23 protein-coding genes and 2 pseudogenes are annotated in these 23625 nt (G+C 75.2%); 15 read left to right on the forward strand and 10 right to left on the reverse strand.

Going from position 1 to position 23625, the window contains the following annotated elements:
• Positions 1–2: 2 nt before the first annotated feature.
• The gene (locus ACPPVO_RS26665; protein ID WP_426513880.1) at positions 3–467 is read left to right on the forward strand and encodes a hypothetical protein; all 465 of its coding nucleotides are present in this window, start codon (positions 3–5) and stop codon (positions 465–467) included.
• 3 nt (positions 468–470) lie between these two features.
• Here the strand turns inward: ACPPVO_RS26665 and ACPPVO_RS26670 are convergent, their stop codons facing one another.
• Positions 471–1799, reverse strand: a complete 1329-nt coding sequence (locus tag ACPPVO_RS26670; RefSeq protein ID WP_426513881.1) for a PLP-dependent aminotransferase family protein — start codon at positions 1797–1799, stop codon at positions 471–473.
• A gap of 40 nt (positions 1800–1839) precedes the next feature.
• On the opposite strand from ACPPVO_RS26670, the gene ACPPVO_RS26675 reads away from it, so the two are divergent.
• The 6 genes from ACPPVO_RS26675 (at position 1840) to ACPPVO_RS26700 (ending at position 6723) form a co-directional block, all read left to right on the forward strand.
• Entirely contained in the window at positions 1840–2604 is a 765-nt protein-coding gene (locus ACPPVO_RS26675) for an enoyl-CoA hydratase-related protein (RefSeq protein ID WP_426513882.1), read from the forward strand.
• Between the two features lie 149 nt (positions 2605–2753).
• A complete protein-coding gene (locus ACPPVO_RS26680; RefSeq protein WP_426513883.1) occupies positions 2754–3095 on the forward strand; it encodes an STAS domain-containing protein in 342 nt (113 codons plus the stop codon).
• Positions 3092–4024: an ATP-binding protein gene (locus ACPPVO_RS26685; RefSeq protein ID WP_426513884.1), complete on the forward strand. Its 933-nt coding sequence runs from the start codon at positions 3092–3094 to the stop codon at positions 4022–4024. Before ACPPVO_RS26680 ends, ACPPVO_RS26685 begins: the two co-directional genes overlap by 4 nt.
• Complete coding sequence (locus tag ACPPVO_RS26690) at positions 4021–5184, forward strand: multidrug effflux MFS transporter (RefSeq protein ID WP_426513885.1); 1164 nt, start codon at positions 4021–4023, stop codon at positions 5182–5184. The genes ACPPVO_RS26685 and ACPPVO_RS26690 overlap by 4 nt, the downstream gene beginning before the upstream one ends.
• A gap of 199 nt (positions 5185–5383) precedes the next feature.
• Positions 5384–5881 carry an N-acetyltransferase family protein gene (locus tag ACPPVO_RS26695; protein ID WP_426513886.1) on the forward strand — a complete coding sequence of 166 codons (498 nt, stop codon included), beginning with the start codon at positions 5384–5386 and terminating at the stop codon, positions 5879–5881.
• A 485-nt stretch (positions 5882–6366) separates the two neighbouring features.
• Positions 6367–6723 (forward strand): STAS domain-containing protein, encoded by a 357-nt coding sequence (locus ACPPVO_RS26700; protein WP_426513887.1) that lies wholly within the window; start codon positions 6367–6369, stop codon positions 6721–6723.
• A 4-nt stretch (positions 6724–6727) separates the two neighbouring features.
• Here the strand turns inward: ACPPVO_RS26700 and ACPPVO_RS26705 are convergent, their stop codons facing one another.
• Both ACPPVO_RS26705 and ACPPVO_RS26710 read right to left on the reverse strand, forming a co-directional pair.
• Positions 6728–7147 carry a DUF3618 domain-containing protein gene (locus tag ACPPVO_RS26705; RefSeq protein ID WP_426513888.1) on the reverse strand — a complete coding sequence of 140 codons (420 nt, stop codon included), beginning with the start codon at positions 7145–7147 and terminating at the stop codon, positions 6728–6730.
• 329 nt (positions 7148–7476) lie between these two features.
• Positions 7477–7743, reverse strand: coding sequence for a hypothetical protein (locus ACPPVO_RS26710; RefSeq protein WP_360391723.1), 267 nt, complete (start codon positions 7741–7743; stop codon positions 7477–7479).
• Between the two features lie 82 nt (positions 7744–7825).
• Here ACPPVO_RS26710 and ACPPVO_RS26715 point away from each other — a divergent pair.
• The 3 genes and pseudogenes from ACPPVO_RS26715 to ACPPVO_RS26725 all read left to right on the forward strand — a co-directional run bounded on the left by ACPPVO_RS26715 (position 7826) and on the right by ACPPVO_RS26725 (position 10634).
• A pseudogene (locus ACPPVO_RS26715) lies at positions 7826–8933 on the forward strand (LLM class flavin-dependent oxidoreductase).
• An 18-nt stretch (positions 8934–8951) separates the two neighbouring features.
• Positions 8952–9890, forward strand: coding sequence for a quinone oxidoreductase family protein (locus ACPPVO_RS26720; RefSeq protein ID WP_426513889.1), 939 nt, complete (start codon positions 8952–8954; stop codon positions 9888–9890).
• A gap of 99 nt (positions 9891–9989) precedes the next feature.
• Positions 9990–10634: an SDR family NAD(P)-dependent oxidoreductase gene (locus ACPPVO_RS26725; protein WP_426513890.1), complete on the forward strand. Its 645-nt coding sequence runs from the start codon at positions 9990–9992 to the stop codon at positions 10632–10634.
• Positions 10635–10655: 21 nt separating this feature from the next.
• Here ACPPVO_RS26725 and ACPPVO_RS26730 read toward each other — a convergent pair whose 3' ends face one another.
• A complete protein-coding gene (locus ACPPVO_RS26730) occupies positions 10656–11483 on the reverse strand; it encodes a chitosanase (protein ID WP_426513891.1) in 828 nt (275 codons plus the stop codon).
• Between the two features lie 68 nt (positions 11484–11551).
• Here ACPPVO_RS26730 and ACPPVO_RS26735 point away from each other — a divergent pair, with 68 nt between their 5' ends.
• From ACPPVO_RS26735 to ACPPVO_RS26745, 3 genes and pseudogenes are all read left to right on the forward strand, one after another.
• Complete coding sequence (locus ACPPVO_RS26735) at positions 11552–11860, forward strand: hypothetical protein (protein ID WP_426513892.1); 309 nt, start codon at positions 11552–11554, stop codon at positions 11858–11860.
• Positions 11857–14034 carry a bifunctional polysaccharide deacetylase/glycosyltransferase family 2 protein gene (locus ACPPVO_RS26740; RefSeq protein ID WP_426513893.1) on the forward strand — a complete coding sequence of 726 codons (2178 nt, stop codon included), beginning with the start codon at positions 11857–11859 and terminating at the stop codon, positions 14032–14034. The genes ACPPVO_RS26735 and ACPPVO_RS26740 overlap by 4 nt, the downstream gene beginning before the upstream one ends.
• Before the next feature lie 95 nt (positions 14035–14129).
• Positions 14130–14783: pseudogene (locus ACPPVO_RS26745) on the forward strand (serine/threonine-protein kinase); the annotation flags it as partial.
• A gap of 663 nt (positions 14784–15446) precedes the next feature.
• Here ACPPVO_RS26745 and ACPPVO_RS26750 read toward each other — a convergent pair.
• On the reverse strand, positions 15447–16394 hold the full coding sequence (locus ACPPVO_RS26750) for a GlxA family transcriptional regulator (protein ID WP_426513894.1): 948 nt from the start codon (positions 16392–16394) through the stop codon (positions 15447–15449).
• Between the two features lie 70 nt (positions 16395–16464).
• Between ACPPVO_RS26750 and ACPPVO_RS26755 the strand changes: the two genes are divergently transcribed.
• Positions 16465–17064 (forward strand): cysteine hydrolase family protein, encoded by a 600-nt coding sequence (locus tag ACPPVO_RS26755; protein WP_426513895.1) that lies wholly within the window; start codon positions 16465–16467, stop codon positions 17062–17064.
• A 6-nt stretch (positions 17065–17070) separates the two neighbouring features.
• Here ACPPVO_RS26755 and ACPPVO_RS26760 read toward each other — a convergent pair whose 3' ends face one another.
• From ACPPVO_RS26760 to ACPPVO_RS26770, 3 genes are read right to left on the reverse strand one after another with little or no spacing between them, the layout of a single operon-like run.
• A complete protein-coding gene (locus tag ACPPVO_RS26760) occupies positions 17071–17730 on the reverse strand; it encodes a methionine ABC transporter permease (RefSeq protein ID WP_426513896.1) in 660 nt (219 codons plus the stop codon).
• A gap of 1 nt (position 17731) precedes the next feature.
• Positions 17732–18754: a methionine ABC transporter ATP-binding protein gene (locus ACPPVO_RS26765; protein WP_426513897.1), complete on the reverse strand. Its 1023-nt coding sequence runs from the start codon at positions 18752–18754 to the stop codon at positions 17732–17734.
• A gap of 3 nt (positions 18755–18757) precedes the next feature.
• On the reverse strand, positions 18758–19729 hold the full coding sequence (locus tag ACPPVO_RS26770; RefSeq protein WP_426513898.1) for a MetQ/NlpA family ABC transporter substrate-binding protein: 972 nt from the start codon (positions 19727–19729) through the stop codon (positions 18758–18760).
• Between the two features lie 115 nt (positions 19730–19844).
• On the opposite strand from ACPPVO_RS26770, the gene ACPPVO_RS26775 reads away from it, so the two are divergent.
• The gene (locus ACPPVO_RS26775; RefSeq protein WP_426513899.1) at positions 19845–22385 is read left to right on the forward strand and encodes an FAD/NAD(P)-binding protein; all 2541 of its coding nucleotides are present in this window, start codon (positions 19845–19847) and stop codon (positions 22383–22385) included.
• 122 nt (positions 22386–22507) lie between these two features.
• Here ACPPVO_RS26775 and ACPPVO_RS26780 read toward each other — a convergent pair whose 3' ends face one another.
• Positions 22508–22684 carry a hypothetical protein gene (locus ACPPVO_RS26780; RefSeq protein WP_426513900.1) on the reverse strand — a complete coding sequence of 59 codons (177 nt, stop codon included), beginning with the start codon at positions 22682–22684 and terminating at the stop codon, positions 22508–22510.
• A gap of 9 nt (positions 22685–22693) precedes the next feature.
• Complete coding sequence (locus ACPPVO_RS26785) at positions 22694–23566, reverse strand: helix-turn-helix transcriptional regulator (RefSeq protein ID WP_426513901.1); 873 nt, start codon at positions 23564–23566, stop codon at positions 22694–22696.
• Between the last annotated feature and the right edge of the window lie 59 nt (positions 23567–23625).

Consider the following 23625-nt stretch of genomic DNA (forward strand, 5'->3'; position numbering starts at 1 on the left):
ACATGGCAAGATACCGGCTCCGGCCGACGCGCCCCCAGGCGGTCGTCATCGCCGTGACGATCGCGGCCCTGGTCGGCTACGCGATCGCGACCGGCCTGGGCATCGCGCTCTGGTGGGGCGCGATCGGGCTGGTCGTCGGCGGCACCATGCTGTGGCAGGCCTTCGGGCGGGGCCGCGGCACGGCGCTCGACCTCGACGACCACGAGGACCCGCCGACCGGCTCGCCCCTGCTGTGGGGCATGACCCGCGAGCGCATCGGCGACGGGCGGTACCGGGTGCGCCCGGGCAAGCCGTTCGCGCTGGTCTTCGCGCTCGTCGCCGGGTCGGGGATCGTGCTGGCGGCGCGCACCGTGGACGGGCCGGGCCTCGTGGCGGTGGTCATCCTGGCCGGGACCGCCATCGGCTCCACCCTGTGGTGGGCGTTCGGCCGCAACGGGGGCAGCGCGATCCTGGAGCGCCGCGACTGACACCTACGGCGGGATGGCCTCCAGGGCGGCCCGCAGGCGGGTCAGGGCCGGGCCGAGCTCGTCCAGCGGCGGCGTGGCGAGGGCCAGGCGCAGCGCGTGCGGGCGGTACGCGCCGGCGGCGAAGGTGTCGCCCGTGGAGACGAGGATGCCCTCGCGCGCGAGCACCGCGGCCGCGTGGTCCGGGCGCTGGTGCGGCTCCAGCGCGAGCCAGGCGACGTACGAGGTGGGGTGCGCGACGACGTCCAGGCCCCGCAGCGCCGCGCGGGCGACGGCCTGGCGGGCGGCGGCGTCCGCGCGGCGGGACTGCTCCAGCCGGGCCACGGTACCGTCGGCCAGCCAGCCCGTCGCCAGCGCGGTCACCAGGGCCGGCGCGCCCCAGGCGGCGGTGCGCAGCTGCCGGACGGCCGCGGCCACGTGTGCGGCGGGCAGCACCGCGAAGCCGAACCGCAGGCCCGCGGCCACGTTCTTGGACAGCCCGGCGACGTAGCAGGTGCGCTCCGGGGCCAGCGCCTGCAGCGGCGGGGGCGGGGCCGGCTCGAGGAACGCGTACGTGCCGTCCTCCACGATCAGGCAGTCGCCGGCCCGCGCGGCGGCGACCACGCGCTCGCGCTGCCGCGCCGTGAGCACCCAGCCCAGCGGGTTGTGCACGGTCGGCATCGCGTAGATCGCCCGGACCGGGCGGGTGCGGCACAGCGCGTCGAGCGCGTCGAGGTCGGGCCCCGCGGCCGTGCCCGGGACCGGCAGCAGCCGCAGGCCGTGGGCCGCGGCGAGCAGCCGGATGCCGGGGTAGGTGAGGGCGTCCACGGCCAGGAGGTCGCCGGGGCGGGTCAGCGCGCGCAGCACCGTGTCCAGGCCCTGCTGGGTGCCGCCGGTCAGCAGCACGTTCGCCGGTGCCGTGTCGATGCCGCGGCCGAGCAGGTAGGTGGCGACCGCGGCCCGGTCGGCGCGGCGGCCGCCGGGCGGCTCCTGGCGCAGCAGGCGCTCCGGGTCGCCCGCGCCCGCGAGCCGGCGCAGGGCCCGGCGCAGCTCCCCGGCCTGGGCCGGGTCGAGCGGCTGGTTGAACGACAGGTCGGCGACCCGCGGCACCGGCAGCGCCCGCGACGGCTCGGGCCCGTCGAAGCCGGCGAGGTCGCGCACGTACGTGCCGCGCCCGGGCTCGCCGACGGTGAGGCCCATGGCGGCCAGCTCGGCGTACACCCGCGTCGCCGTGCCGACCGCGATCCGGCGCTCGCGGGCCAGCTCGCGGTGGGTCGGCAGCCGGGTGCCCGCCGGGACCTCGCCCGAGCGGATCCGGGCCGCGAGCTCCCCGGCGATCGCCTGTCCCTGTGACAATCGTTGGATTGTCCCAGGGTACGACACGTACGGTCGACGCATGATCATCGAGCTGCACGAGCGCGTCGCCACGCTCACCATCGACCGCGAGCACAAGCTCAACGCCCTGGACTACCCGGAGATCGACGCCATCCTCGGGGCGCTGGACCGCCTCGCCACCGACGCCACCGTGCGCGCCGTGATCCTGACCGGCGCCGGGCGGCGGGCTTTCAGCGCCGGCGCCGACATCCCGTCGCTGGCCGCGAGCATCGGCCGGGGCACCGAGCACGCCCTGCACGACATCGTCCGGCGGGGCCAGGCGCTGACCCGCCGGATCGAGGAGTACCCCAAGCCGGTGATCGTCGCCGTCAACGGGCTCGCCTACGGCGCCGGCTGCGAGATCACCGAGGCGGCCCCGCTCGCGCTCGCGGCCGAGCACGCGACCTTCGCCAAGCCGGAGATCACGCTCGGCTTCCCGCCGCCGTTCGGCGGCACCCAGCGGCTGCCGCGGCACGCCGGCCGCAAGCGCGCGCTGGAGATGATCCTGACCGGGGACCCGATCCCGGCCGCCCGGGCCGCCGAGCTCGGCCTCGTCAACGCCGTGGTGCCGGCCGACGACCTGGCCGCCGCGGCCCGCGACCTGGCCGCCCGGGTGATCCGGCACGCCCCGAGCGCGGTCGCGGCCTGCCTGCGGGCGGTCACCCGCGGGGTCAACCTGCCCATCGACGAGGGGCTCGCCGTCGAGGCCGCGGCCTTCGCCGCCGTCGTCCCCACCGAGGGCGTCCGCGCCGGCCTGCGGCGATTCCTCGGCGACGAAAACGTTTGATGGGATCGCCGGCGGGCTATTGGGGTCGCCCCGCTGGTTGGAGGACGCAAGATGGGCGTCACCCCGTGAACGCCGAGCAGGCCCGCGGTGACGACCGATCCGCCCGGCGTCGCCGGCGCGTAGGCTGGGGCGCGACACCAGGAGGCGCGATGGCTGCTCCCACGTTCGCGGTGCGCCGCGGCGACGTGCGCGACGCGGTCGTGCTCACGCTGACCGGCGCGCTCGACGCCTTCGCCGCGCCCGACCTCGACCGGGCGATGGGCGAGGCGCTCGCCGCCGCGAACCCCGGCCACGCGCTGGTGGTGGACCTGTGCGCGCTCGAGTTCATCGCCGCCGGCGGGGTCCGGGCGCTGTTGCGGGCCGCGGACGCGGCCGACCGGGTCCACGTGCCGCTGCGGGTGGTCGTGGGCGAGGACCAGTACGTCCGCGGCGTCATCGACCGCGTCGACCTCGACGGCCGGATCCCGCTCGGCGGCCCCCCGGCGCCATGACCGACCCGCACCACCACGCCGTCCTGCTCTACGACGACGCCGACGAGCTGCGCGCCGCCGTCGCCGACCGGGCCGACGGCGAGCTCGTCGTCCTCGCGTGCCGGCCCGAGCACAACCGCCTGCTCGCCGCCGCGTGCCCGGGCGCGCTGCTCCAGCCGCGCCCCGAGACCTTCCGCCGGCCGGTCGCCGTGCTCGCGGCCGTGCGCCGGCTGCTGCGCCATCCGGACCGCCGGCCCGGCGCGCCCGTCCGGTACGTCGCCGAGCCCGACCACGGCACCACGGCCGGCGACTGGGCGCGGGCGGCGACCTACGACGCCGCCTGCGACGTCGCGCTTGCGGGTGAACCGATGACGACCGTCAGCGCCTACCCGCGCGCCGGCACCCCGGCCGAGGTCCTGTCCGGGCGCGTCCACACGACACCGGACGGCGACGCGCCGCGGCCGGATCCGGGTGTACCGCCGGTGCGTCTGCTGTCCGGCTCGCGCGACCGGTACGACATCGGCCCCGTGCGCGCCCGCGCCGCCGAGGCCCTCGCCGGCCTGCCCACCCTGATCCGCACCGACTTCGTCGCCGCCCTCAACGAGGTGCTGACCAACGCCTACCTGCACGGCCGGCCGCCCGTCGACGTCACCGTGTGGCTCACCGCCGACCGGGTCGAGGGCCGCGTCACCGATCGCGGCCCCGGCTTCGACGATCCCCTCGCCGGCTACCGCCCCGGGTCCGGCGGCACCCGCACCGGCAGCGGCCTGTGGCTGGCCCGGCAGGCCTGCGACGACGTCGACGCCTGGCCGGCCCCGGAGGGCTTCACCGTGCGGCTGGCGACCGCGATCGCGCCCGAGCTGGCCCGGCAGACGTACGGCGCTATCGCGCGCGCCGAGGTCGCCCAGGCCCGGGTGGACTTCCGCCAGGTCAGGTCCCGCCCTCGGTGAGGCGGCTGTGGCTGGCCCTCGTCCTCGGCTCGCTCAGCGGCTTCGCCCCGCTCACCATCGACATGTACCTGCCGGCCCTGCCCGGCATGGCCCGCGACCTGCACACCAGCGCCCCGGTGGTGCAGCTGTCGCTCACCGTGTTCGTCGTCGGCCTGGCGCTGGGCCAGGTTGTGGCCGGGCCGCTCTCGGACACCTGGGGCCGGCGCCGGCCGCTGCTGGGCGGGCTGCTGCTGTACGTCACCGGCTCCCTCTGCTGCGCGGTCGCCCCCACCGCCGGCCTGCTGGTCGCCGCCCGCGCCCTGGAGTCGCTCGGCGCCGCGGCGGGCGTCGTGCTGGCCCGGGCGATCGTCCGCGACCTGTTCGAGGGCCTGGACATGGTCCGGTTCTTCTCCACCCAGATGCTCGTCAACGGGCTCGCCCCGATCCTCGCCCCGGTCGCCGGCGGGCAGCTGCTGCGGATCGCCGGCTGGCGGGTGCTATTCCTGGTCCTCGCCGCGATCGGCACCCTGCTCTTCGCCGCGGTGCTGGCCGGCCTGCCCGAGTCGCTGCCCGCCGGGCGGCGCCGCCCCGCCCACCTCGGCGGCACGCTGCGCTCGATGGGCGCGCTGGCCACCGACCGCACCTACCTGCGCTACGTGCTCGCCGCGGCGCTCATGTTCGCAGCGGTTTTCGCGTACATCTCCGGGTCGTCGTTCGTGCTGCAGAACGCCTACGGCCTCAGCGCCCAGCAGTTCAGCCTCGTCTTCGGCGCCAACGGGCTCGGCATCGTGCTGCTCGCCCAGGTCAACGGCCGGCTCGTCGGCCGCGTCGCCTCCGCCGACACGCTGCTGCGCGGCGCGCTGACGGTCGCCGTGCTCGCCGCGGCCGGGGTCCTGCTGTGCACCGCCCTGGGCGCGCCGCTGCCGCTGCTGCTCGCCTGCCTCTTCGCGGTCGTGTCGATGCTCGGGGTGGTGCTGGCCGACGCCACCGCGCTCGCCCTCGGCCCGCACGGCGCCACCGCCGGGGCCGCGTCGTCGCTGCAGGGGCTGCTGCAGTTCCTCGTCGGCGGGGCGGCGGCCTCGGCGATGGGGCTGGCCGGGCCGGGCTCGGCGGTGGCGATGGGAGTCACGATGTTCACGTGCGCCGCCGCCGCACTGGCGGCGCTGCGGCTCCTACGCTGACCCTCCGCCCGGCGGCGCCCGGCGCCGCTCGTACGCTGACCCTCCGCCCGGCGGCGCCCGGCGCCGCTCCTACGCTGACCCTCCGCCCGGCGGCGCCCGGCGCCGCTCCTACGCTGACCCTCCGCCCCGCGGCGCCCGGCGCCGCTCCTACGCTGACCCTCCGCCCGGCGGCGCCCGGCGCCGCTCCTAAGCTGAACCGATGCTTACCGTTCGCCCGGCCGGGGCCGGGGATCTCGCCGCCGTCGCCGCGATCTACGCGCACTACGTCACCGAAACGGTCGCGACCTTCGACGAGACCCCGCCGGCCGCCGAGGCCTGGCACGCCCGACTCGACGACCTCGGCTCGCGCGGGCTGCCGTTCCTCGTCGGCGAGGCCGAGGGGCGCATCGCCGGCTACGCCTACGCCGCCCCGTGGCGCCCCAAGCCCGCCTACCGGCACTCGGTCGAGGACTCGGTGTACCTGGCCCCGGGGTGGGGCGGGCGCGGCTTCGGCACGGCGCTGCTGCGCGGGGTGCTCGACGGCTGCGCGCAGGCGGGCATGCGCCAGGTCGTGGCCGTGATCGCCGACACCGGCAGCGAAGCGTCGGCGGCCCTGCACCGGTCGGCCGGCTTCACCGAGGCGGGCCGGCTCACCGGGGTGGGCTACAAGCACGGGAAGTGGATCGACACGCTGCTCATGCAGTACACCCTGGGATAAACATCTTTTGCCCTCAAGTCGTGCGGCCCGGCGTCGAACGGCCCGGCATGGCCGGATTGACGCGCGTCGCCGGGGCGCTGGCCGGCCTCGCCGCGGCGTTCCTCGTGATGCAGCAGATCACGACCGGGGCGTTCGACTCGCTGGAGGCCCGGCAGACCGTGCAGACGCCGAACGGCTCCGGATCGGCCTCGACGGGCAGGCCCAGGTGCTGGGGGTGCTGGGCGCGACGAACGCGGTGTTCCAGATCGTCGCCGACGCCGACACCGCCGGCTTCGACGAGAAATACCCGCCGGACACGGTGCCGTCGGTCTACGACCTCGACGGCCTGCTCGGCGTGGGCCGCGGGAGGCGCGCACCCGCCAGTTCCCGGCGCGCATCATCGAGTCCGGGCGGCTGTAGGCACCCGAGCAGCGTCGCGACGCTGCTCGGCGGGATGCGGGCCGGCGCGTTAGGCTGGCGCCGGCATCTGGCACTGGGGGACGAACATGGTGGAGGATCAGCGGCAGGGCGAGGCGACGCTCACCATCGCCACGGCGGCCGTTGCGGACGGGGTTGTCGTGCTGACCGTGACCGGCGCCCTCGACTACCACACCGCGGGGCGCTTCGGCGCCGCCGTGCAGCAGGCCTTCGAGGCCGGCGCGGCGACGGTGACCGCCGACGTGTCCGCGGTCGGGTTCACCGACTCGTCGGGGCTGGCCGCGCTGATCCGGGCGCACAAGGCGGCGCACCTGGCCGGGCGCCGGTTCGCGCTGCGGGGCCCGGACCACAACCTGCGGCGGATTCTCACCGTGACGGGCCTGGATACGGTACTCGACATTGCCGAGCCGTCCGCGGAGGACTAGCGGGTCAGCGCTTCCGGTTACGCAGAGTCAGGGTGGTGATCGCAGCCACCGTGCCCAGGGCCGCCGCGCCGAGCACCGTGAGCGGGACGGGGCGGGCGAGCCGGCGGCGCAGGTTCGGGTCGCGGACCGTGCTCGTGACCGAGCCGGCCGTCGCGCCCGCCCGCTGCGTGACCGCGGCCGCGGCGTGGGTCGCCTGCGCTCGGACGCGGCCGGCGAGGGCCGCGGCCTGGGTCTGGGTGCGGCCGGCCAGGGCCTCGGCGCGGGCCCGGGCCCGGCCGGTGGCGTCGTTCGCGGCGTTCTTGACCCGCGCCTTCACGTCGGCCTTGGCCGCCAGCGCCTCGACGGTCTCGCCGAGCGCGGCGCGGGTGCGGGCAATCTCCGCGCGCAGCTGCTGCGCGTCCGGGGCGGGGGCGACCGTGGTCATGGCGGGTCCTTCCGTGCAGTCCAGTTACTGTCGTCGTTCCCTCGCTGACGGAAAGTAAACGCACTGTCGACTGTGGACCGGCCGATCACAAGCGGACCCGGGTGCCCTCGACGAGCCGGCTGGGCCGGCTGCCGAGGGTCCGGGCCGCGGTTCGGCTCTTACGCCCAGGGGCTGTATCGAAGTGGATGGCCGGGCTGCGGCGGACTCAGACGCCGCCGGGAACCGTAGCGGTCACACCCCGATACAACCCCGGTATCGGGGCGCGCCCGGCGCGGCCCCAGCCGACGCCTGAGCCTCGCCTCGCTCCGACCCCCACTTCGATACAGCCCCTAGTCGCGCTCCTCGTCGCGGGCCGGAACCTCGCTGAGCAGCGTGAACTCGAACTCGACCTGGGTGCTGTCGGGCGCCTCCTCCGGCACGACCAGGTAGGACTCGACACGGAAGCCGAGGTTGAGCACCTCGGCCGCGCGGATGTGCTCGACGAGCTCGTCGACGGCGGAGAAGTAGGCGGTGTACATGACCGCCGGCCCGGCGCCCGGCTCCTCGGCCGGCTCGGACAGCGTCTCGGGGGTCTCAGCAGCGAATTCAATGGTCACGAGCGGCGAGCCTACGACAGCCCGCCAAGATCCGCGACCGGTGGTCGAATTGCCTACTAAGCAGACAGGTAAAGTCGACTGGGTGAGCATCCATCTCCACTGGTTCCTGCCGACCAACGGTGACAGCCGCGACATCGTCGGGTCCGGCGACGGTTCCCAGCTGACGCTCGGCGCCGTCGCCGACGGGTTCCGGCGGCCCGGCATCGACTACCTCGCGCAGATCGCGCGCTCGGCCGAGCAGCTCGGCTTCGAGGCGGTGCTCACCCCGACCGGCACCTGGTGCGAGGACGCCTGGATCACCACCGCGGCGCTGACCCAGGTGACGAAGAAGCTCAAGTTCCTCGTCGCCTTCCGGCCCGGCCTCATCACCCCCACGCTCGCCGCGCACCAGGCCGCCACCTTCCAGCGCATCTCCGGCGGCCGGCTGCTGCTCAACATCGTCACCGGCGGTGACCCCGTCGAGCAGCGGCGCTTCGGCGACCACCTCGACCACGACCAGCGCTACGCCCGCACCGACGACTTCCTCGCCGTGCTGCGCGGGGTCGCCGGCGCGCCGGAGCCGTTCGACTTCACCGGCGAGCACTACCGCATCGAGCAGGCCCGCATCCCGTTCGACCCGTGGCCGCCGCCGCAGATCTTCTTCGGCGGGGCCAGCCCGGCCGCCGAGCGCGTCGCCGCCCGGCACGTCGACACGTACCTGGCCTGGGGCGAGACGCCGCCGCAGATCGCCGAGCGGCTCGAGCGGATGCGCAAGCTCGCCGCCGAGGCCGGGCGCACGCTCAGCTTCGGCATCCGGTTCCACGTGCTGAGCCGCGACACCGCCGACGCGGCGTGGGCCGAGGCCGAGCGCCTGCTCGGGCGCATCGACCCGGACCGGGTCGAGCTCGTGCAGCGCCAGTTCGCCGCGGGGGGAGTCGGTGGGCCAGCGGCGGATGTCGGAGCTGCACGGCGGGCGGCGGGACCGGCTGGTGGTGTACCCGAACGTGTGGGCCGGCTACGGCCTTGTCCGCGGTGGGGCCGGCACGGCGCTGGTGGGCAGCCACGGGGAGGTCGCCGAGCGCATCCGTGAGTACCATGATCTCGGCATCGACCACTTCATCCTGTCGGGCCAGCCGCACCTGGAAGAGGCGTACCACTTCGGCGAGGGCGTCATGCCGATCCTGCGCCGCGCCGGGTTGCTGGACGGCTGACGGGGTAGGGGGACCGCTATGGCTCTACGGTGGATTGCCCCCGACTTCGGCGGGCCCGAGGTGCTCACCCTCGTCGAGACCGCGGTGCGGCCGCCCGGCCCCGGCGAGGTCACGATCGACGTGCGGGCCGCCGGGGTGAACCCGGCCGACTACAAGCACATCGCCGCCCCGCGCGGGGCCGCCCAGGAGCTGCCGCTCCCGATCGGGTACGAGGTCGCCGGGGTGCTCAGCGCCGTCGGGCCCGACACCGAGATCGCCTCCGGGGGCGGGACGGCGGGCGACCCGGTCGTCGCGTTCCGGATCACCGGGGGGTACGCCACGCAGGTCACCGTCCCCGCCAAGGACGTCTTCGCCAAGCCCGAGGCGCTCGACTTCCCGGCCGCGGCGAACCTGTTGCTCGCCGGGTGCACCGCCGCCGAGGCGCTGCACGTGGTCGGCGCGGCCAAGGGCGAGACGATCCTGGTGCACGGCGCGTCCGGGGCGGTCGGCGCCAGCGTCCTGCAGCAGGCTCGCATCAAGGGCATCAACGTCATCGGTACCGCGAGCGAGGCCAACTTCGCCCTGCTGCGCGGGTTCGGCGCCCAGGCGATCGCCTACGGCCCCGGCCTGCTCGACCGCGTGCGCACGGCCGCCCCGGAGGGCGTCGCCGCCATCATCGACACCGTCGGCACCGACGAGGCCGTCGACTCGGTGTACCACCTGCTGCCCGACACGAGCCGCGCCGTGACGATCGTGCTCTCGGAACGCTCGCGGGCGGCCGGCATCACCGCGATCGGGGGCAACCGGCCCGAGAGCGCCGCGTACCGCGACAGCGTCCGCGCCGACCTGCTCGACCTGGCCGGCGAGGGCCGCCTGGTCGTCCCGCTGGCGCGCACGTTCCCGCTGACGGAGGCCCTCGCGGCCATCGAGCTGGTGCGCAGCGGCCACCCGGGCGGCAAGGTCGCCCTGATCCCCTGACCGGCCGGCGCTGGGAATGATCTAGCGTTCCTACCGGTTCAGTGTGATGCCGCGGTCCCGCACGGGGCGGAGGCCAGGCGCACTGACAAGGAGCCGTACATGCCCGGACTGATCGTCGTCGGCGCGGGACCGCTGATCGGCACGTCCACCGCCCGCCGGTTCGCCGCCGACGGCCTGCCCGTCGCGCTCGTCGCCCGCTCGCGCCCGACGGTCGACGCCGCGGTGCGCGCCACCGGTCCGGCGGCCGCGCACGGCTTCGTGGGAGACGTGACCGACGAGGCCTCGATCCGCGCGGCGCTGGACGCGGCCGTGGACGCCATCGGGGTGCCGGAGGTGGTGCTGTACAACGCCGCCCAAATCCGCTACGACGCGCCCGGCGAACTGACGTCCGAGCAGCTCCTGGCCACGCTGGCGGTGAACGTCGTCGGCGGCGTGACCGTCGCGGCCCACCTGGCCCCGGCCATGGCGGCCGCCGGCGGCGGCTCGCTGCTGTTCACCGGCGGCATGCCACAGGCGAAAGCGGCGGCGACCTCGCTGTCGCTGGGCAAGGCCGGCCTGCGCTCGGTCGCCGACCTGTTCCGCGACCAGTACGGCCCGCAGGGCCTGCACGTCGCAACCGTCACGGTGTGCGACGCCGTCGTCCCGGGCACCGCGTACGACCCGGACCTCATCGCCGAGGAGTTCGCGGCCCTGCACCGCGAGCCCCGCGACGCCTGGCGCCACGAGGTAGTGTTCCAGCGGTGACCGCGGGCCGGACGCCGGCGGCTAGCGCAGTTCCTGGTCGTCGCCGTCGAGGGTGAACTTCACGGGCGGCTCGAGGCCGTACCTGTCGTTGTCTACCAGGTCGCGCAGCGCGTCGACCCGGTCCACCGACTCGGCCCAGGCCTCGCGGCTGTCCTTGTCGTGCGGGTTGCGCAGCGTCTCGGCCCGCACGTCCAGGAACTCGCCCAGCCAGTCCTGCTCGTCGACGCCCGTCGCCGGCGTGCCGCCGGCCCGCTGGGTGGCCCGGGTGATCAGTGCCGGCAGCCCGTCCGGATCGTCGTCCGTGCCGTGTTGTACGGCGCTGTCGTACAGCACGGCCACGCCCAGCGGTGTGCGCAGGCCCAGCCGGTGCGCGTCCGCCAGGGCCGGACCGAACGCCAGGCGGTCGGTCAGCCGGTCCTGCTCGGCGCGGAACTTCGGGTCGGTCGCCGCGGCCGCCCAGTCCTCGGCGAAGCCAGGCAGGCCGGCGGTGTCGGCGCTGCCCGCGTCGGCCAGTTCGCGCAGGCGGGGCAGGTGCCGGGCGAGGCGGCTGCCGGGCGCCTCGGCGTCGTAGGCCTCGACGATCGTGCGCACCTCGGTGCTGCTCGTGGTGAACCCTATCGTGCCGCAGGTGTACCCGCGGCCGTCGCCGAGCGCCTCGACCGCGGCGTAGTGCGGGTCGGGGTCGCCGTGCTCGAAGAGGCTGACGAGCTCGTCGGCCAGGTGACGCTGGGTCGCCGTCAGCTCGATGGCCGAGGGTCCGTGACCGGCCTCCGGCCAGGCGGGACCGCCGCAGGCACCGGTCAGGAACGCCAGCAGAATTGCTGCAATCCACATTCGCGCAGGTCGCATCGACCATCAGGCTACCCACCGTAGTTGCGGATCATGCAGGCCCCGAACGGCTCTCATATGTTCATGACGTGACCGAGCAGCCCGAGACGACCCGCAAGGTGGGGCGCGCCCGGCTCGGGCGGGCCGTCGGCAAGGCGCCGCTCCCCGAGCGGGCCGCCACCTCCGTGATCCGCGACGGACGGCAGCCGGCGCCGCCGGTGTTCGTCGACCCCAGCGGCGTGCGCCGCCGCCGGCTGCGCCGGACCGTGTACCTCATCGGCCTCCTGCTGCTCGCCGCGCTGCTCGCGCTGTGGGTCAGCCAGTTCGTCGGCACCGCGCGGCCGCCCGCCGGGCACTGTCCGCCCGCCGCCACGGCGACGCCTGCGGCCTGCCGATGACCATCTACCGCGCGGCCCAGCCCGGCGCCGACCCCGCCTCCTCCAGCCACCTGCCCGCCGTGCGCCGCCGCCGCACGGCGCTGCGCCTGCTCCTCGCCCTGCTCGCCGTCGCGCTGATGGCCAACGTGCTGTTCGTGGAGGCGTACACCAACAGCGGTTTCGCCCCGGACCACGCGGCGCAGGACGCCGAGTCCACCGGGGCCGTGCCGGCCGGGGTCCGCGACGGCGGGCCGGTGCTCGACGCGACCGGGCCGCAGGAGCGCTCGCTGCGGGTGCCCGACCGCACGATCGCGCTGACCTTCGACGACGGCCCCGACCCCACCTGGACGCCGCGGATCCTGCAGGTGCTGCGCCGCTACGGCGTGCACGCCACGTTCTTCGAGATCGGCTCGGAGGTGGCCCGGCACCCGGAGCTGGCCCGCCGGGTGCTGGCCGAGGGGCACCAGCTCGGGTCGCACACGTTCAGCCACCCGCAGCTGGCCGACCTGCCGGTGTGGCGGCAGCGGCTGGAGTACTCGCAGACGCAGATGCTCATCGCGTACGCCACCGGCCGTTCGACCTCGCTGCTGCGCCCGCCCTACTCCTCGGTGCCCGACGCGCTGAAGGACCGCGACTGGGGCACGGTGCAGGAGGCGGCCGGGCAGGGGTACGTCGCCGTCCTCAACGACCTCGACAGCCGCGACTGGGCCCGCCCGGGCGTCGACGCGATCGTGCGCCAGGCGACCCCGCAGGGCCAGGCCGGCGCGGTGGTGCTCTTCCACGACGCCGGCGGCGACCGCGCGCAGACCGTCGCCGCCCTCGACCGGCTCATCCCACAGCTGCAGCAGCGCGGGTACCGCTTCGGCACCGTCGCCGAGGCCCTCGGCTCGAACCTGGGGCCGGCCAACCCGCCCGCGGCCGCCGCCGACGTGTGGCGCGGGCGCGGCCTGGCCTGGGCGATCCGCCTCGCCGACGTCAGCTGGTGGGTGCTGTGGGGCCTGCTCATCCTGGTCGGCGCGCTGACCCTGGCCCGGGCGCTGCTGCTGTTGCTCTTCGCCGTGCGCCACTCCCGCCGCCGGAGGTCGGTCACCTGGTCCTGGGGGCCGCCGGTCACCGAGCCGGTGACGATCGTCGTGCCCGCCTACAACGAGCGCACCACGATCGAGCCGGCGGTGCGGTCGCTCGCGCTGTCGGCGCACCCCGGCGTGGAGGTGATCCTGGTCGACGACGCCTCCACCGACGGCACCGCCGAGGCGGTCGAGGCGCTCGGCCTGGACAACGTGCGCGTGGTGCGGGTACCGCCCGGTGGGAAGGCGACCGCGCTCAACACCGGCGTGGCCCTGTCGCGCAACGAGCTCGTCGTGATGGTCGACGCCGACACCGTGGTCGAGCCCGACTCCGTGCGCCGGCTGCTGCAGCCCTTCGGCGACGAGACCGTCGGCGCGGTGGCCGGCAACGTCAAGGTCGGCAACCGCCGGGGGCTGCTGGGGAAGTGGCAGCACATCGAGTACGTCATGGGCTTCAACCTCGACCGGAGGCTGTACGACACCTTCGGTTGCATTCCCACGATCCCGGGCGCGCTCGGCGCGTTCCGGCGCCGGGCCCTCACCGACGCCGGCGGGCTCACCACCGACACGATCGCCGAGGACACCGACCTCACCATGGCGATCCACCGGGCCGGGTGGCGGGTCGTGTACCAGGAGACCGCACGGGCCCACACGGAGGCGCCGGCGACGCTCGGGCAGCTGTGGAAGCAGCGGTACCGCTGGAGCTACGGCACGATGCAGGCGATCTGGAAGCACCGCTCGGCCGTGCGCGACTCCGGCCCGTCCGGCCGCTTCGGCCGCCGCGCGCTGCCGTTCATCACCCTGTTCAGCGTGCTCCTGCCGCTGCTGGCCCCCCTGCTCGACATCATGGCGGTGTACGGCACGTTCTTCCTCAACCGCACCGAGACCGCCATCGGCTGGGGCGCCATGCTGGTCGTGCACGCGGTGACCGCCGTGCTCGCCTTCCGCCTCGACCGCGAGCCACTCCGTCCCTTGTGGACATTGCCGCTGCAGCAGCTGGTGTACCGCCAGGTGATGTACCTCGTGCTGCTGCACTCGGCGATCACCGCGCTCACCGGCCGCCGGCTGCGCTGGCAGAAGCTGCGCCGCACCGGCGAGGTGGACGTGGTACCCGCCCCCGGTGCATAGCGATGCGGCCAGATGGGTACCCGGTCCACGTGGCAAGCGAAGGTGACCTCCTCAACGACCGGTACCGGCTCGACGACCGCATCGCGGCCGGGGGCATGGGCGAGGTCTGGCGTGCGGACGACACGCTGCTGGGCCGGTGCGTGGCGGTGAAGCTGCTGCACGCCGGCCGGGCCGGCGACCGCGAGTTCCAGAGCCGCTTCCACCACGAGGCCCGGGCCATGGCCGCGCTGCACCACCCCGGCATCGCCGCCGTCTACGACTACGGCGAGTACGGTGAGGGCTCGGCGTACATCGTCATGGCCTTCATCGACGGCCAGCCGCTCGACCGGCGCATCGCCGAGGACGGGCGCCTCGACCCGGCGACCACGATGTCGATCGTGGCTCAGGCCGCCCACGCGCTCGAGGCCGCGCACGAGGCCGGGATCGTCCACCGCGACGTCAAGCCGGGCAACCTGATCGTGCAGCCCGACGGTACCGTCGTGCTCGTCGACTTCGGCGTCGCCCGCTCGGCCGCGATGGCCGCGCTCACCGCCACCAACGACGTCGTGGGCACCGCGCTCTACATCGCGCCCGAGCAGGTCTCGAAGGAGAATGTCGGCCCGGCCACCGACGTGTACGCGCTCGGCGCGGTCGCGTACCACTGCGTCGCCGGCCGCCCGCCGTTCATGGGCGACAACCCGATCGCGATCGCCGTGCACCACCTCCAGGACGAGCCGCCGCCGCTGCCGGCCGACGTGCCGGCGCCGATCAGCCGGCTGATCACGACCGCGATGGACAAGCAGCCGGCGCGGCGCTACCCGTCCGCGGCGGCGATGGCCGCGGCCGCCGAGGCCGCCACCGTCGCCGCGGACGACACGACCGCCGTGGACGAGGTGACCGCTCCCTTGGCCGGCGCCGGGATCGGGTCGGCGGCCGTGCCCCCGGCGCCGGTCGGCGAGCTCACCGAGGAGTTCGGCCCGCGCCCCCCGCGCCGGCGGTCGCCCGTCCCGTGGGCGCTCGGGCTGCTGGCCGCGCTCGCGATCGGCCTCGCCGTCTGGCTCGGTACCTCGGACTCGCTCTTCCACGGCCCGGGCGGGACCCCGGCCCCCTCCGGCACGACGTCGGGCGACTCCGGCGTCGGCACCGCCCCCGCGGGCGGCGGCGGCGGCGCGGGCAACGCCAAGACCACCGGCGGCACCAAGACCACGGGCGGCCCGTCGACCGGCACCGGTAACGGCAACGGCAACGGCAATGGCAACGGCACCACCGGCCCCGGCGGCGGCGGGGCCGCGACCCCGACGACCGCCGGCGGCGGGGGCGGCGCGACCCCGACCGGCGGCGGAGCGGAGCGGCCGGTCCGGCCGCGGAGCCGACCCCGACGACGGCCGTCGAGCCGACCACGGAGCCGCTGGTCGCGACGAGCGGTTGAGCGCTCAGCGCCGGGTGAACGCGCGGCGGTAGTCACGCGGCGGCAGGCCGCGGCGCCGGGCGAACTGCTCGCGCAGAACGGCGGCGCTGCGGTAGCCGGTGCGCTCGGCGATCCGCTCGGTGGACAGGTCCGTGGTCTCCAGTAGCTCCTCGGCCAGGTTGAGCCGCTGGGCGCGCAGCCAGGCGTGCGGGGTGGTGCCGGTGGCGGCCTTGAAGTACCGGATGAACGAACGGCGGCTCATGAGCGCCCGGGCGGCGAGGGCGTCGAGGGTGAGCCGCTCGTGCAGGTGCGCGCGGGCCCATCCGACGACCTCGGCGAGGCGCTCGGTCTCGCCGCCGTCCGCGACCGGCACGTCCACATACTGCCGCTGGCCGCCTTCCCGGTGCGGCGGTACCACGAGCAGCCGCGCGATCGCGTTGGCGAGCCCGGCGCCGTGGTCGCGGCGGATCAGGTGCAGGTACAGGTCCAGGCCGGCCGCGGCCCCGGCGCCGGTGGCGATCCGGCCCTGGTCGACGTAGAGGCGCTCGGCCCGGACCGTGACGTCCGGGTGCCGGGCCGCGAGCGTCCCGGCGTGCTGCCAGTGCGTGGTGGCCTCGCGCCCGTCGAGGAGCCCGCTCGCGGCCAGCGCGAACACGCCGAGGCAGTGCGCGGCCACGGTCGCGCCCCGGGCGTGGGCGCGGCGCAGGGCCGACCGCAGCCGCGGGGCCGGCTCGCCGATCTGCTCCGCGCCCGGGAGCACCAGCACCAGGTCGGCCCGCTCCAGCAGGCCCGGCCCGTGCTCCGCGAGCACCGGCACGCCGAGGTCGGTGGTCACCGGCCCGCGCCGGTCGGCGCAGACGGCGAAGTCGAAGCCCGTCAGCCCGGGCCGCGCCCGGAACGCGGCGCTGGCCATCCCGAGCCCGAGCGCGGCCGCCCCGGCCGGCGCGTAGGCCGCGACCTTCTGGAACGCCATCGGCCCATCGTGGCACGAATCCTGCGATGGACGGCACCCGGGCCAGACGCTGCCGCCGCAGACTGGGTCCATGAGCGCAACCGGTCTGGTCCTGGTCGACCCCTACAACGACTTCCTCGCCGACGACGGCAGGATCTGGCCCCGCATCCGCGACGTCGCCGAGGCGGTCGGGCTGCGCGAGCACCTGCGCGCGCTGCTGGCCGGGGTGCGCGCGGCGGGCCGGCCGGTGTTCGTCGCCCCGCACCGCCGCTACCGCCCGGGCGACGTCGACGGCTGGGCCCACGCCCCGCGCCCGCACGCCATGCTGCGCGACGCGCGGCTGTTCGAGCTCGGCACCCCGGGCGGCGAGTTCCACCCCGAGCTCGGCCCGCGCGCCGGCGACGTCGTCGCGGGCGAGCACTGGGCCATGAACGGCTTCGTGCACACCGACCTCGACCTGCTCCTGCGCCGGCACGGCATCGAGCACGTCATCCTCGCCGGCCTGACCGCGCCCGGCTGCGTCGAGGGCACCGGCCGGCACGCGATGGAGCTCGGCTACGGCGTGACGCTCGTCAAGGACGCCACGGCCGCGTTCACCATGGACCTTCAGCGGGCCGCGACCGAGCTCACCGGGCCGCTGTACGCCGACGCCGTCCGCTGTACCGCCGAGGTGCTCGCGGCCCTGGCGTAGCGGGTCTCAGCGGCGCAGGGCGCGCCGCGCCAGGGCGTTGCCGAGGAACTGGCCGGCCTGGACGATCACGATGATCGTGGCGACGGTGATGTACACGACCGGCCAGTTGTAGCGCTGCGACCCGTACGTGACCGCGAAGTCGCCGAGGCCGCCGCCGCCGAAGAGGCCAGCCTGCGCGGACATGTCGACCACGCCCACGAAGATGAAGGTGTAGCCGAGGATGACCGGGCCCAGCGCCTCCGGTACGACCACGGTGAGCAGGATGCTGATCGGGCGGGCGCCGGCCGCGCGCGCCGCCTCGATGACCCCGGGCTCGACCGCGAGCAGGTTCTGCTCGATGATGCGGCTCACCGCGAACGCGGCCGCGAGCGACAGCGCGAAGGTGACCGCGTTCGTGCCGATGGTCGTGCCGATCGCGACAAGCATGAGCGGCTGGATCGCGGTGAGGAAGATGACGAACGGGATCGGCCGCACGACGTTGACCAGGATGTTGATGATGATGAAGACCGCGCGGTGGGACAGCAGGCTGCCCGGGCGCGTGGCGTACAACGCCAGCCCGAGCACCAGGCCCAGGAGGCCGCCGGCGACGACCGAGATGATGACGATGTAGAACGTCTGCCCGATCGCGTCGCGGAACACGGGCAGGTTGGTGACGAACTCGTCCACGTCAGTCCTCCTCGGCCACGTCGATGCCGTCGGCACGCAGGGCGGCCAGCGCCGCGTCGATGCCCTCGGCCGGGCCGGTCAGCTCGAAGGTGAGGCTGCCGACCGCCCGCTCCTGCAGCTCGCTGATGCCGCCGAAGACGATGTCCGCGGCCACGTCGTGCGCGGTGAACGTCCGGACCAGGTGCAGGCCGGTCCGGTCGCGGATCGCCACGCTCACCAGGCGCCCGCTGTGCGTGCGGCGCAGCCGTTGCAGGGTCTCCTTCGAGGGGCGGTCCCGCAGGGCGCCCCGCACGAAGTCGGCGGCGGCGGTACTGCGGGGCCGGGCGAACACGTCGTACACCGTGCCCGTCTCGGCGATCCGGCCGCCGTCCATCACCGCGACCCGGTCGGCGACGGCCCGGATCACGTCGAGCTCGTGGGTGATGAGCACGATCGTCACCCCGAGCTCGCGGTTGACCCGGCCGAGCAGGTCCAGCACCTCGGCCGTGGTGCGCGGGTCGAGGGCGCTGGTGGCCTCGTCGGCCAGCAGCAGGGACGGCTCGGTGGCGAGCGCCCGGGCGATGCCGACGCGCTGCTTCTGCCCGCCCGAGAGCTGCTCCGGGTGGTCGTGCGCGCGGTCGAGCAGCCCCACGAAGTCGAGCAGCCGCGCCACCCGCCGGTCCCGTTCGTCCTTCCGCACGCCGGCGACCTTCAGCGGGTACGCCACGTTGCCCGCCACCGTCCGCGAGCGGAACAGGTTGAACTGCTGGAAGATCATGCCGATGTCGCGGCGGACCCCGCGAACGTCCCGTTCGGACAGTGCCGAGATCTCGCGGCCGCCGACGAACACGCGCCCGCTCGTCGGCGCCTCGAGGCCGTTGACGAGCCGGATCAGCGTGCTCTTGCCGGCGCCGGAGTGGCCGATGACGCCGAACACCTCGCCCTCGGCCACCTCGAGGCTGACGTCGTCCAGGGCGAGCACCCGGGCGCCGTTGCGGCCCCGGGTGAACGCCTTCGTGACCTGGTCGAGCCGTACGTGCGGCACGGTCTACTTCTTGCCCGCCGCGACGGCCTGGTCCTGCACGGTCTTGAGCAGCGACTGCAGCTCGCCCGGGGCCACCTTGCGGAAGACGGCGGTGCCGCCGTTGGACTGCTGCACGCCCTGCTCCACCGTCACCTCGTGGTAGAGCTCGGCGAGCTTGAGGTAGGTCGGGTTGTCCTTGTCGGCCGCGCGGGCGACGAAGATGTTGACGTACGGGGCCGCGCTCGCGCTCGCCGGGTCGTCCTGGAACACGGCCGCCGTGCGGGGCAGGCCGGCGCTGGTGGCGTAGTTGTTGTTGACGATCGCCGCGGCGACCGAGCCGCTCTTGAGCGCCCCGGCGGTCTGCGAGGCGTCGAGCGTGACGACGTCGACCTTCTTCGTGTCGATGTCGGCCGCGCTGGAGAACGCGGTGCCGCCGTTCTTCAGCGTCACCAGGCCGGCCGCCTGCAGCACCAGCAGCCCGCGGGCCTGGTTGATGGCGTCGTTGGGGATGGCGACCTTCGCGCCGGCCGGGATCGCCGCCGGCGACGGGTAGTTCAGGGAGTACAACGGCAGCGGGTAAACGGCTGTCGCACCGATCGGCTGCAGGTCGTCGTGGGCGGTGGCGTTGTAGTTGGCCAGGTACTGGATGTGCTGGAACTCGTTGAGCTCCAGCTGCTTCTCCTTCAGGGCCGGGTTGGGCTGGCTGTAGTCGTTGAAGTTCACGAACTGCACGGTGACGTTCAGCCGCTGGTGGGCCAGGTCCGCGTAGGTCTTCCAGTACGGCTGCGACGCGTCGGTGACGCCGATGCGCACGGTCTTCGCGGCCTCGCCGCCGCTGTCGTCGTCGCCGCCCCGGGTCACGGCCACCGCCACGACGGCGGCCACGACCACGACGGCGGCCGCGACGGCGATCCACGGCCAGCGGCTGCGCCTTCGCGCGGGCAGCCGGGGCTCTTGGGACGGATCGGGCTCGGGGGCGTTGCTCGGTTCGGTCATGCCGGCAACCATAGTCGACTAAATCGATAGGAAAAATGTGTTCTATATCTACCCGGTCCGGCGGGCCGGGGGCGTAGCCTTTTCCTCTGCAGTTGATCGAGACAGTGGGTGGAACGTGAGTGACGTCGATGTGGCGGTCGTCGGCGGCGGGGCGGCCGGGGCGCTGGTCCTGGCGCATCTGGCGCGGCTCGCGCCCGACCGGCTCCGGGTCGCGCTGATCGACCGCGGCCCGGGCGAGCTCGGCAGCGGCACCGCGTACCGCACGCCGGACCCGGCGCACCTGCTCAACGTCCGGGCGAGCGCGATGAGCGCCTGGCCCGACCGGCCCGACCACTTCACGCGCTGGAGCGGCGTGCCCGCCGACGAGTTCGCGCCCCGCGCCACCTACGGCGCCTACCTCGCCGCCCTGGCCGCCGAGGCGGCCGGGGGCGACCTGGCCGACGTGCGCCTGATCCGGGGCCGGGCCAACGGCGTCCACCGCACGCCGGACGGCTGGAGCATCACCATCGACGGGGCCGCCCCGGTGGTCGCGACCGAGGTCGTGCTCGCCATCGGCATCGAGCCGCCGGCCCAGGCGTGGGTACCGCGCCGCCTGCGCCATCAGCCGCGGTTCGTCGCCGACCCGTGGCGGCCGGGCGCGCTGGACGACGTCGGGCCCGACGACCCGGTCCTCATCGTCGGCACCGGGCTGACCGCGGTCGACGTGGCCGTGTCGCTCGGCGCCCGGGCCCGGGGCACGATCACCGCGACGTCGCGCAACGGCCTGCTGCCGTTCGCGCACACGCGCGAGGTCCGGGCGCCGATGCCGCTGGACGGCACCGACCGGCCCGCGACCGTCAAGCAGCTGCGGCGGCTGATGCACCGCCGCGTCCGCGAGTCGATCGCGGCGACCGGCGACTGGCGCCCGGCGATCGACGGCATGCGCCCCCACACGCAGGCGATCTGGGCCGCGCTGCCCGAGGCCGAGCGGCGCGAGTTCCTGCGCCGGGACCTGCGCCGCTGGGACAACGCCCGGCACCGCATGGCGCCCGCGGTCGCCGACGCCATCGCGGGGCTGCGGTCCGCGGGCCGGCTCGTGATCGCGACCGAGCACCCCTCGGTCGCCATCGCCGTCGCCGAGCCCGGCAGCTGGATCGTCAACACCACCGGGCCCGACCCCGACCTGGCCGGCTCCACGAACCCGCTCATCCAGCAGCTGTTCGCCGAGGGGTACGTGACCGCCGGCAGCCTGGGCATGGGCTGGGCCACCACCGACGACGGGCAGCTGCGCGACGCCTACGGCAACCGGGTCCCGGGCCTGTGGACGCTCGGGAGCACGCGCCGCGGCCAGCTGCTGGAGAGCACCGCGGTCCCCGAGATCCGGGCCCAGGCCCTCGCCCTCGCCGAGCGGCTGCGCGACACGCCGTCACCGCGCCGAGGCCCGGCCCGGCTGGTCCGCCGCGACCAGTACGGGCTGCCGGTCCTCGCCACCGCGCCCGCCGCCGAGCACTTCGACGACGCGGTGCGGCGGGTCCTGCGCGTCCAGCGGGGCGCGGAGGAGGCGCTGGCCGCGGCGACCGCCGAGGACCCGTCGTTCGCGCTCGCCCACACCGTGCGCGCGCTGCTGGCCGTCGAGGGGCTCATCGGCGCCGACGCGCGCTCCGCGCTGGAGGAGGCCGAGGCGGCCGCGCAGGTGCGCAGCGACGCCCGGACTGGCAGCCTGCTGCGGGCCGTCGCCGGGCGCGTGCGGGCCAACGACCCGGCCGGGCTGCTCGCGCACATCGAGGAGTTCCCGCGCGACGCGCTCGTCGTCAACGCCTGCGTCCCGACGATCGCGTTCGGGGGCGCCACGCAGGTACCGCAGCACGCCTGGGCGATCGTCGAGCGGCTCGCCCCGGTGTACGGCGAGGACTGGTGGTACCTCGGCCTCCTGGCGTTCGTACGGCAGGAGCAGCACCGCTGGGCCCAGAGCGCCGACCTCGCCGACCGTGCCCTCGCCGCCGACCCGGCCGGCGGGCACGCGGCCCACGCCCGCAGCCACGTGTACTACGAGACGGGCGACCACCGCGCCGGCCTCGAATGGCTCGACGCCTGGATCGCGGGCCCGGGCCGCACCGCGCTGCAGGGCGCGCACTACTCCTGGCACGCGGCGCTGCACGAGATCGCCCTCGAGCGCTGGGACGGCGTGTCGGCCCGGCTCCAGGGCCGGCTGTCGCCACGGTCGGTCAGCGGGGTCCGGGCGCTCGTCGACTCGGCGTCGCTGCTGTGGCGCTGCCACGTGCTCGGCGCGCCGCCGCAGCCGGTGCCGATCGAGGCGGTGCTCGGCGCCGTGCCGGAAGGCCTGCTGCGCGAGCCGCGGACCGCGTTCATCGCCCTGCACGCCGCCCTCGCGTTGGCCGCCGCGGGTGACCTGACCGGGCTGGAGGCCCTGCGCCGGTACGCCACCGGCCGCACCGGCCCCGCCTTCGACCTCGTCGCCGTGCTCGTGCGGGCGCTGAGCGCGTACGTGAAGGGGGACTACGCGCTGACCGTCGAGCTGATCTCCCGCCGCACCGGGGAGTGGGTCCGGCTCGGGGGCAGCGACGCCCAGCGCGAGGTCATCGACGACACGCTGCTCAGCGCCCTGGTCCGGGCCGGCCGCTACGAGTCGTCCCGGACGCCCGCCGCGCGAGACTGACGGGATGTCGAGTCACACCGCGCTGGTCGTCCTGGAGCACACCGGCATCTTCGTGTTCGCCATCTCCGGGGCGCCGACCGCCATCCAGAAGGGTGGGTGCGCTCGTTGCCCCGGGCCGCGAATCACCTCCGCGGCTGAGCCGCCGGCCGGGCGGTGAAGTACGTCTCACGGGAGTCGGGACGGAACCCGCAGTGCCGGAAGAGCCGGCCGGCCGCGCCGTTGCCGGCGTCCACGCTGATCTCGGCGGGCTCGTCGTAGTCCGGCCGGGCCGCCACCCCGGCCATCGCGGCGGCCACCATCGCGGGCGCTCATCGATCGGCTGACGCGTCCGACGGTGTGTTCGTGGCGGCCCAGCTGGCCAGCAGGCGCAGGGTGTCGTGGGCCGCGGTGCCGGCCTCGGCGCTGTAGGCGGTGAGGGTCAGCCCGGGGTCGGCCGGCAGCGGCAGGGCCTCGAAGGCGAGGTCGAGCCGGCCGACGACGGGGTGCTGGAAGTGCTTGACGCCGGTGTGGTGCAGGCGCACGTTGTGCGCGGCCCACCGGGCGCGGAAGTCGTCGCTGCGGGTGGCGAGCTCGCCGACCAGGTCGCTCAGGGCCTTGTTGTACGGGTCGCGGCCGGCCTCGGTGCGCAGCAGGTTGACGGTCGTGTCCGCGGCGCCGCTCCAGTCGGGGTAGAAGCCGTCGGCGGCGGGGTCGAGGAAGCAGAACCGGGCCAGATTGACCGAGGCCGGGCCGGAGGCGAACGCGGGCGAGTACAGGGCCCGCCCCAGGGGGTTGATCGCGAGGATGTCGAGCCGGCCGTTGCGCACGAACGCGGGGGCGTCGGTCATGGCGTCGAGGAGGCTCCGCACGCCGGGCCGGATCTGCGGCCGGGCCGGCCGCCGCCGGGTGCGGGCGGAGGTGTTGGCCGCGCGGGCCAGGTCATACAGGTGGGAGCGCTCGGCCTCGTCGAGCTGCAGCGCGCGGGCGATGGCGTCCAGGACGCTGTCGGAGACGCCGGAGAGGTTGCCGCGTTCCAGGCGGGTGTAGTAGTCGGGGCTGACCCCGGCGAGCAGGGCGACCTCGGCGCGGCGCAGCCCGGCGACGCGGCGGGTGCCGCCGAAGTCCGGCAGGCCGGCCTGTTGGAGGGTGATCCGGGCGCGCCGGCCGGCCAGGAACTCGCGCACGTCGCCCTGGTTGTCCATGCCCGTCACGGTACGGCGCGGGGTGAACGGCATGGGGGTTCTGTCATTACCTGCTACGG

The sequence above is a fragment of the Dactylosporangium sp. McL0621 genome (assembly GCF_049995355.1).
Lineage (GTDB): Bacteria > Actinomycetota > Actinomycetes > Mycobacteriales > Micromonosporaceae > Dactylosporangium.

Excerpts from the sequence above, each read along its gene's own strand:
- ACPPVO_RS26780 (WP_426513900.1), bottom strand. The coding sequence starts at position 22,684 with ATGGTGGCCGCCGCGATGGCCGGGGTGGCGGCCCGGCCGGACTACGAC.
- ACPPVO_RS26665 (WP_426513880.1), top strand. The coding sequence starts at position 3 with ATGGCAAGATACCGGCTCCGGCCGACGCGCCCCCAGGCGGTCGTCATC.
- ACPPVO_RS26700 (WP_426513887.1), top strand. The coding sequence starts at position 6,367 with ATGGTGGAGGATCAGCGGCAGGGCGAGGCGACGCTCACCATCGCCACG.
- ACPPVO_RS26685 (WP_426513884.1), top strand. The coding sequence starts at position 3,092 with ATGACCGACCCGCACCACCACGCCGTCCTGCTCTACGACGACGCCGAC.
- ACPPVO_RS26695 (WP_426513886.1), top strand. The coding sequence starts at position 5,384 with ATGCTTACCGTTCGCCCGGCCGGGGCCGGGGATCTCGCCGCCGTCGCC.
- ACPPVO_RS26675 (WP_426513882.1), top strand. The coding sequence starts at position 1,840 with ATGATCATCGAGCTGCACGAGCGCGTCGCCACGCTCACCATCGACCGC.
- ACPPVO_RS26785 (WP_426513901.1), bottom strand. The coding sequence starts at position 23,566 with ATGGACAACCAGGGCGACGTGCGCGAGTTCCTGGCCGGCCGGCGCGCC.
- ACPPVO_RS26705 (WP_426513888.1), bottom strand. The coding sequence starts at position 7,147 with ATGACCACGGTCGCCCCCGCCCCGGACGCGCAGCAGCTGCGCGCGGAG.
- ACPPVO_RS26755 (WP_426513895.1), top strand. The coding sequence starts at position 16,465 with ATGAGCGCAACCGGTCTGGTCCTGGTCGACCCCTACAACGACTTCCTC.
- ACPPVO_RS26740 (WP_426513893.1), top strand. The coding sequence starts at position 11,857 with ATGACCATCTACCGCGCGGCCCAGCCCGGCGCCGACCCCGCCTCCTCC.
- ACPPVO_RS26720 (WP_426513889.1), top strand. The coding sequence starts at position 8,952 with ATGGCTCTACGGTGGATTGCCCCCGACTTCGGCGGGCCCGAGGTGCTC.
- ACPPVO_RS26680 (WP_426513883.1), top strand. The coding sequence starts at position 2,754 with ATGGCTGCTCCCACGTTCGCGGTGCGCCGCGGCGACGTGCGCGACGCG.
- ACPPVO_RS26730 (WP_426513891.1), bottom strand. The coding sequence starts at position 11,483 with ATGCGACCTGCGCGAATGTGGATTGCAGCAATTCTGCTGGCGTTCCTG.
- ACPPVO_RS26750 (WP_426513894.1), bottom strand. The coding sequence starts at position 16,394 with ATGGCGTTCCAGAAGGTCGCGGCCTACGCGCCGGCCGGGGCGGCCGCG.
- ACPPVO_RS26725 (WP_426513890.1), top strand. The coding sequence starts at position 9,990 with ATGCCCGGACTGATCGTCGTCGGCGCGGGACCGCTGATCGGCACGTCC.
- ACPPVO_RS26770 (WP_426513898.1), bottom strand. The coding sequence starts at position 19,729 with ATGACCGAACCGAGCAACGCCCCCGAGCCCGATCCGTCCCAAGAGCCC.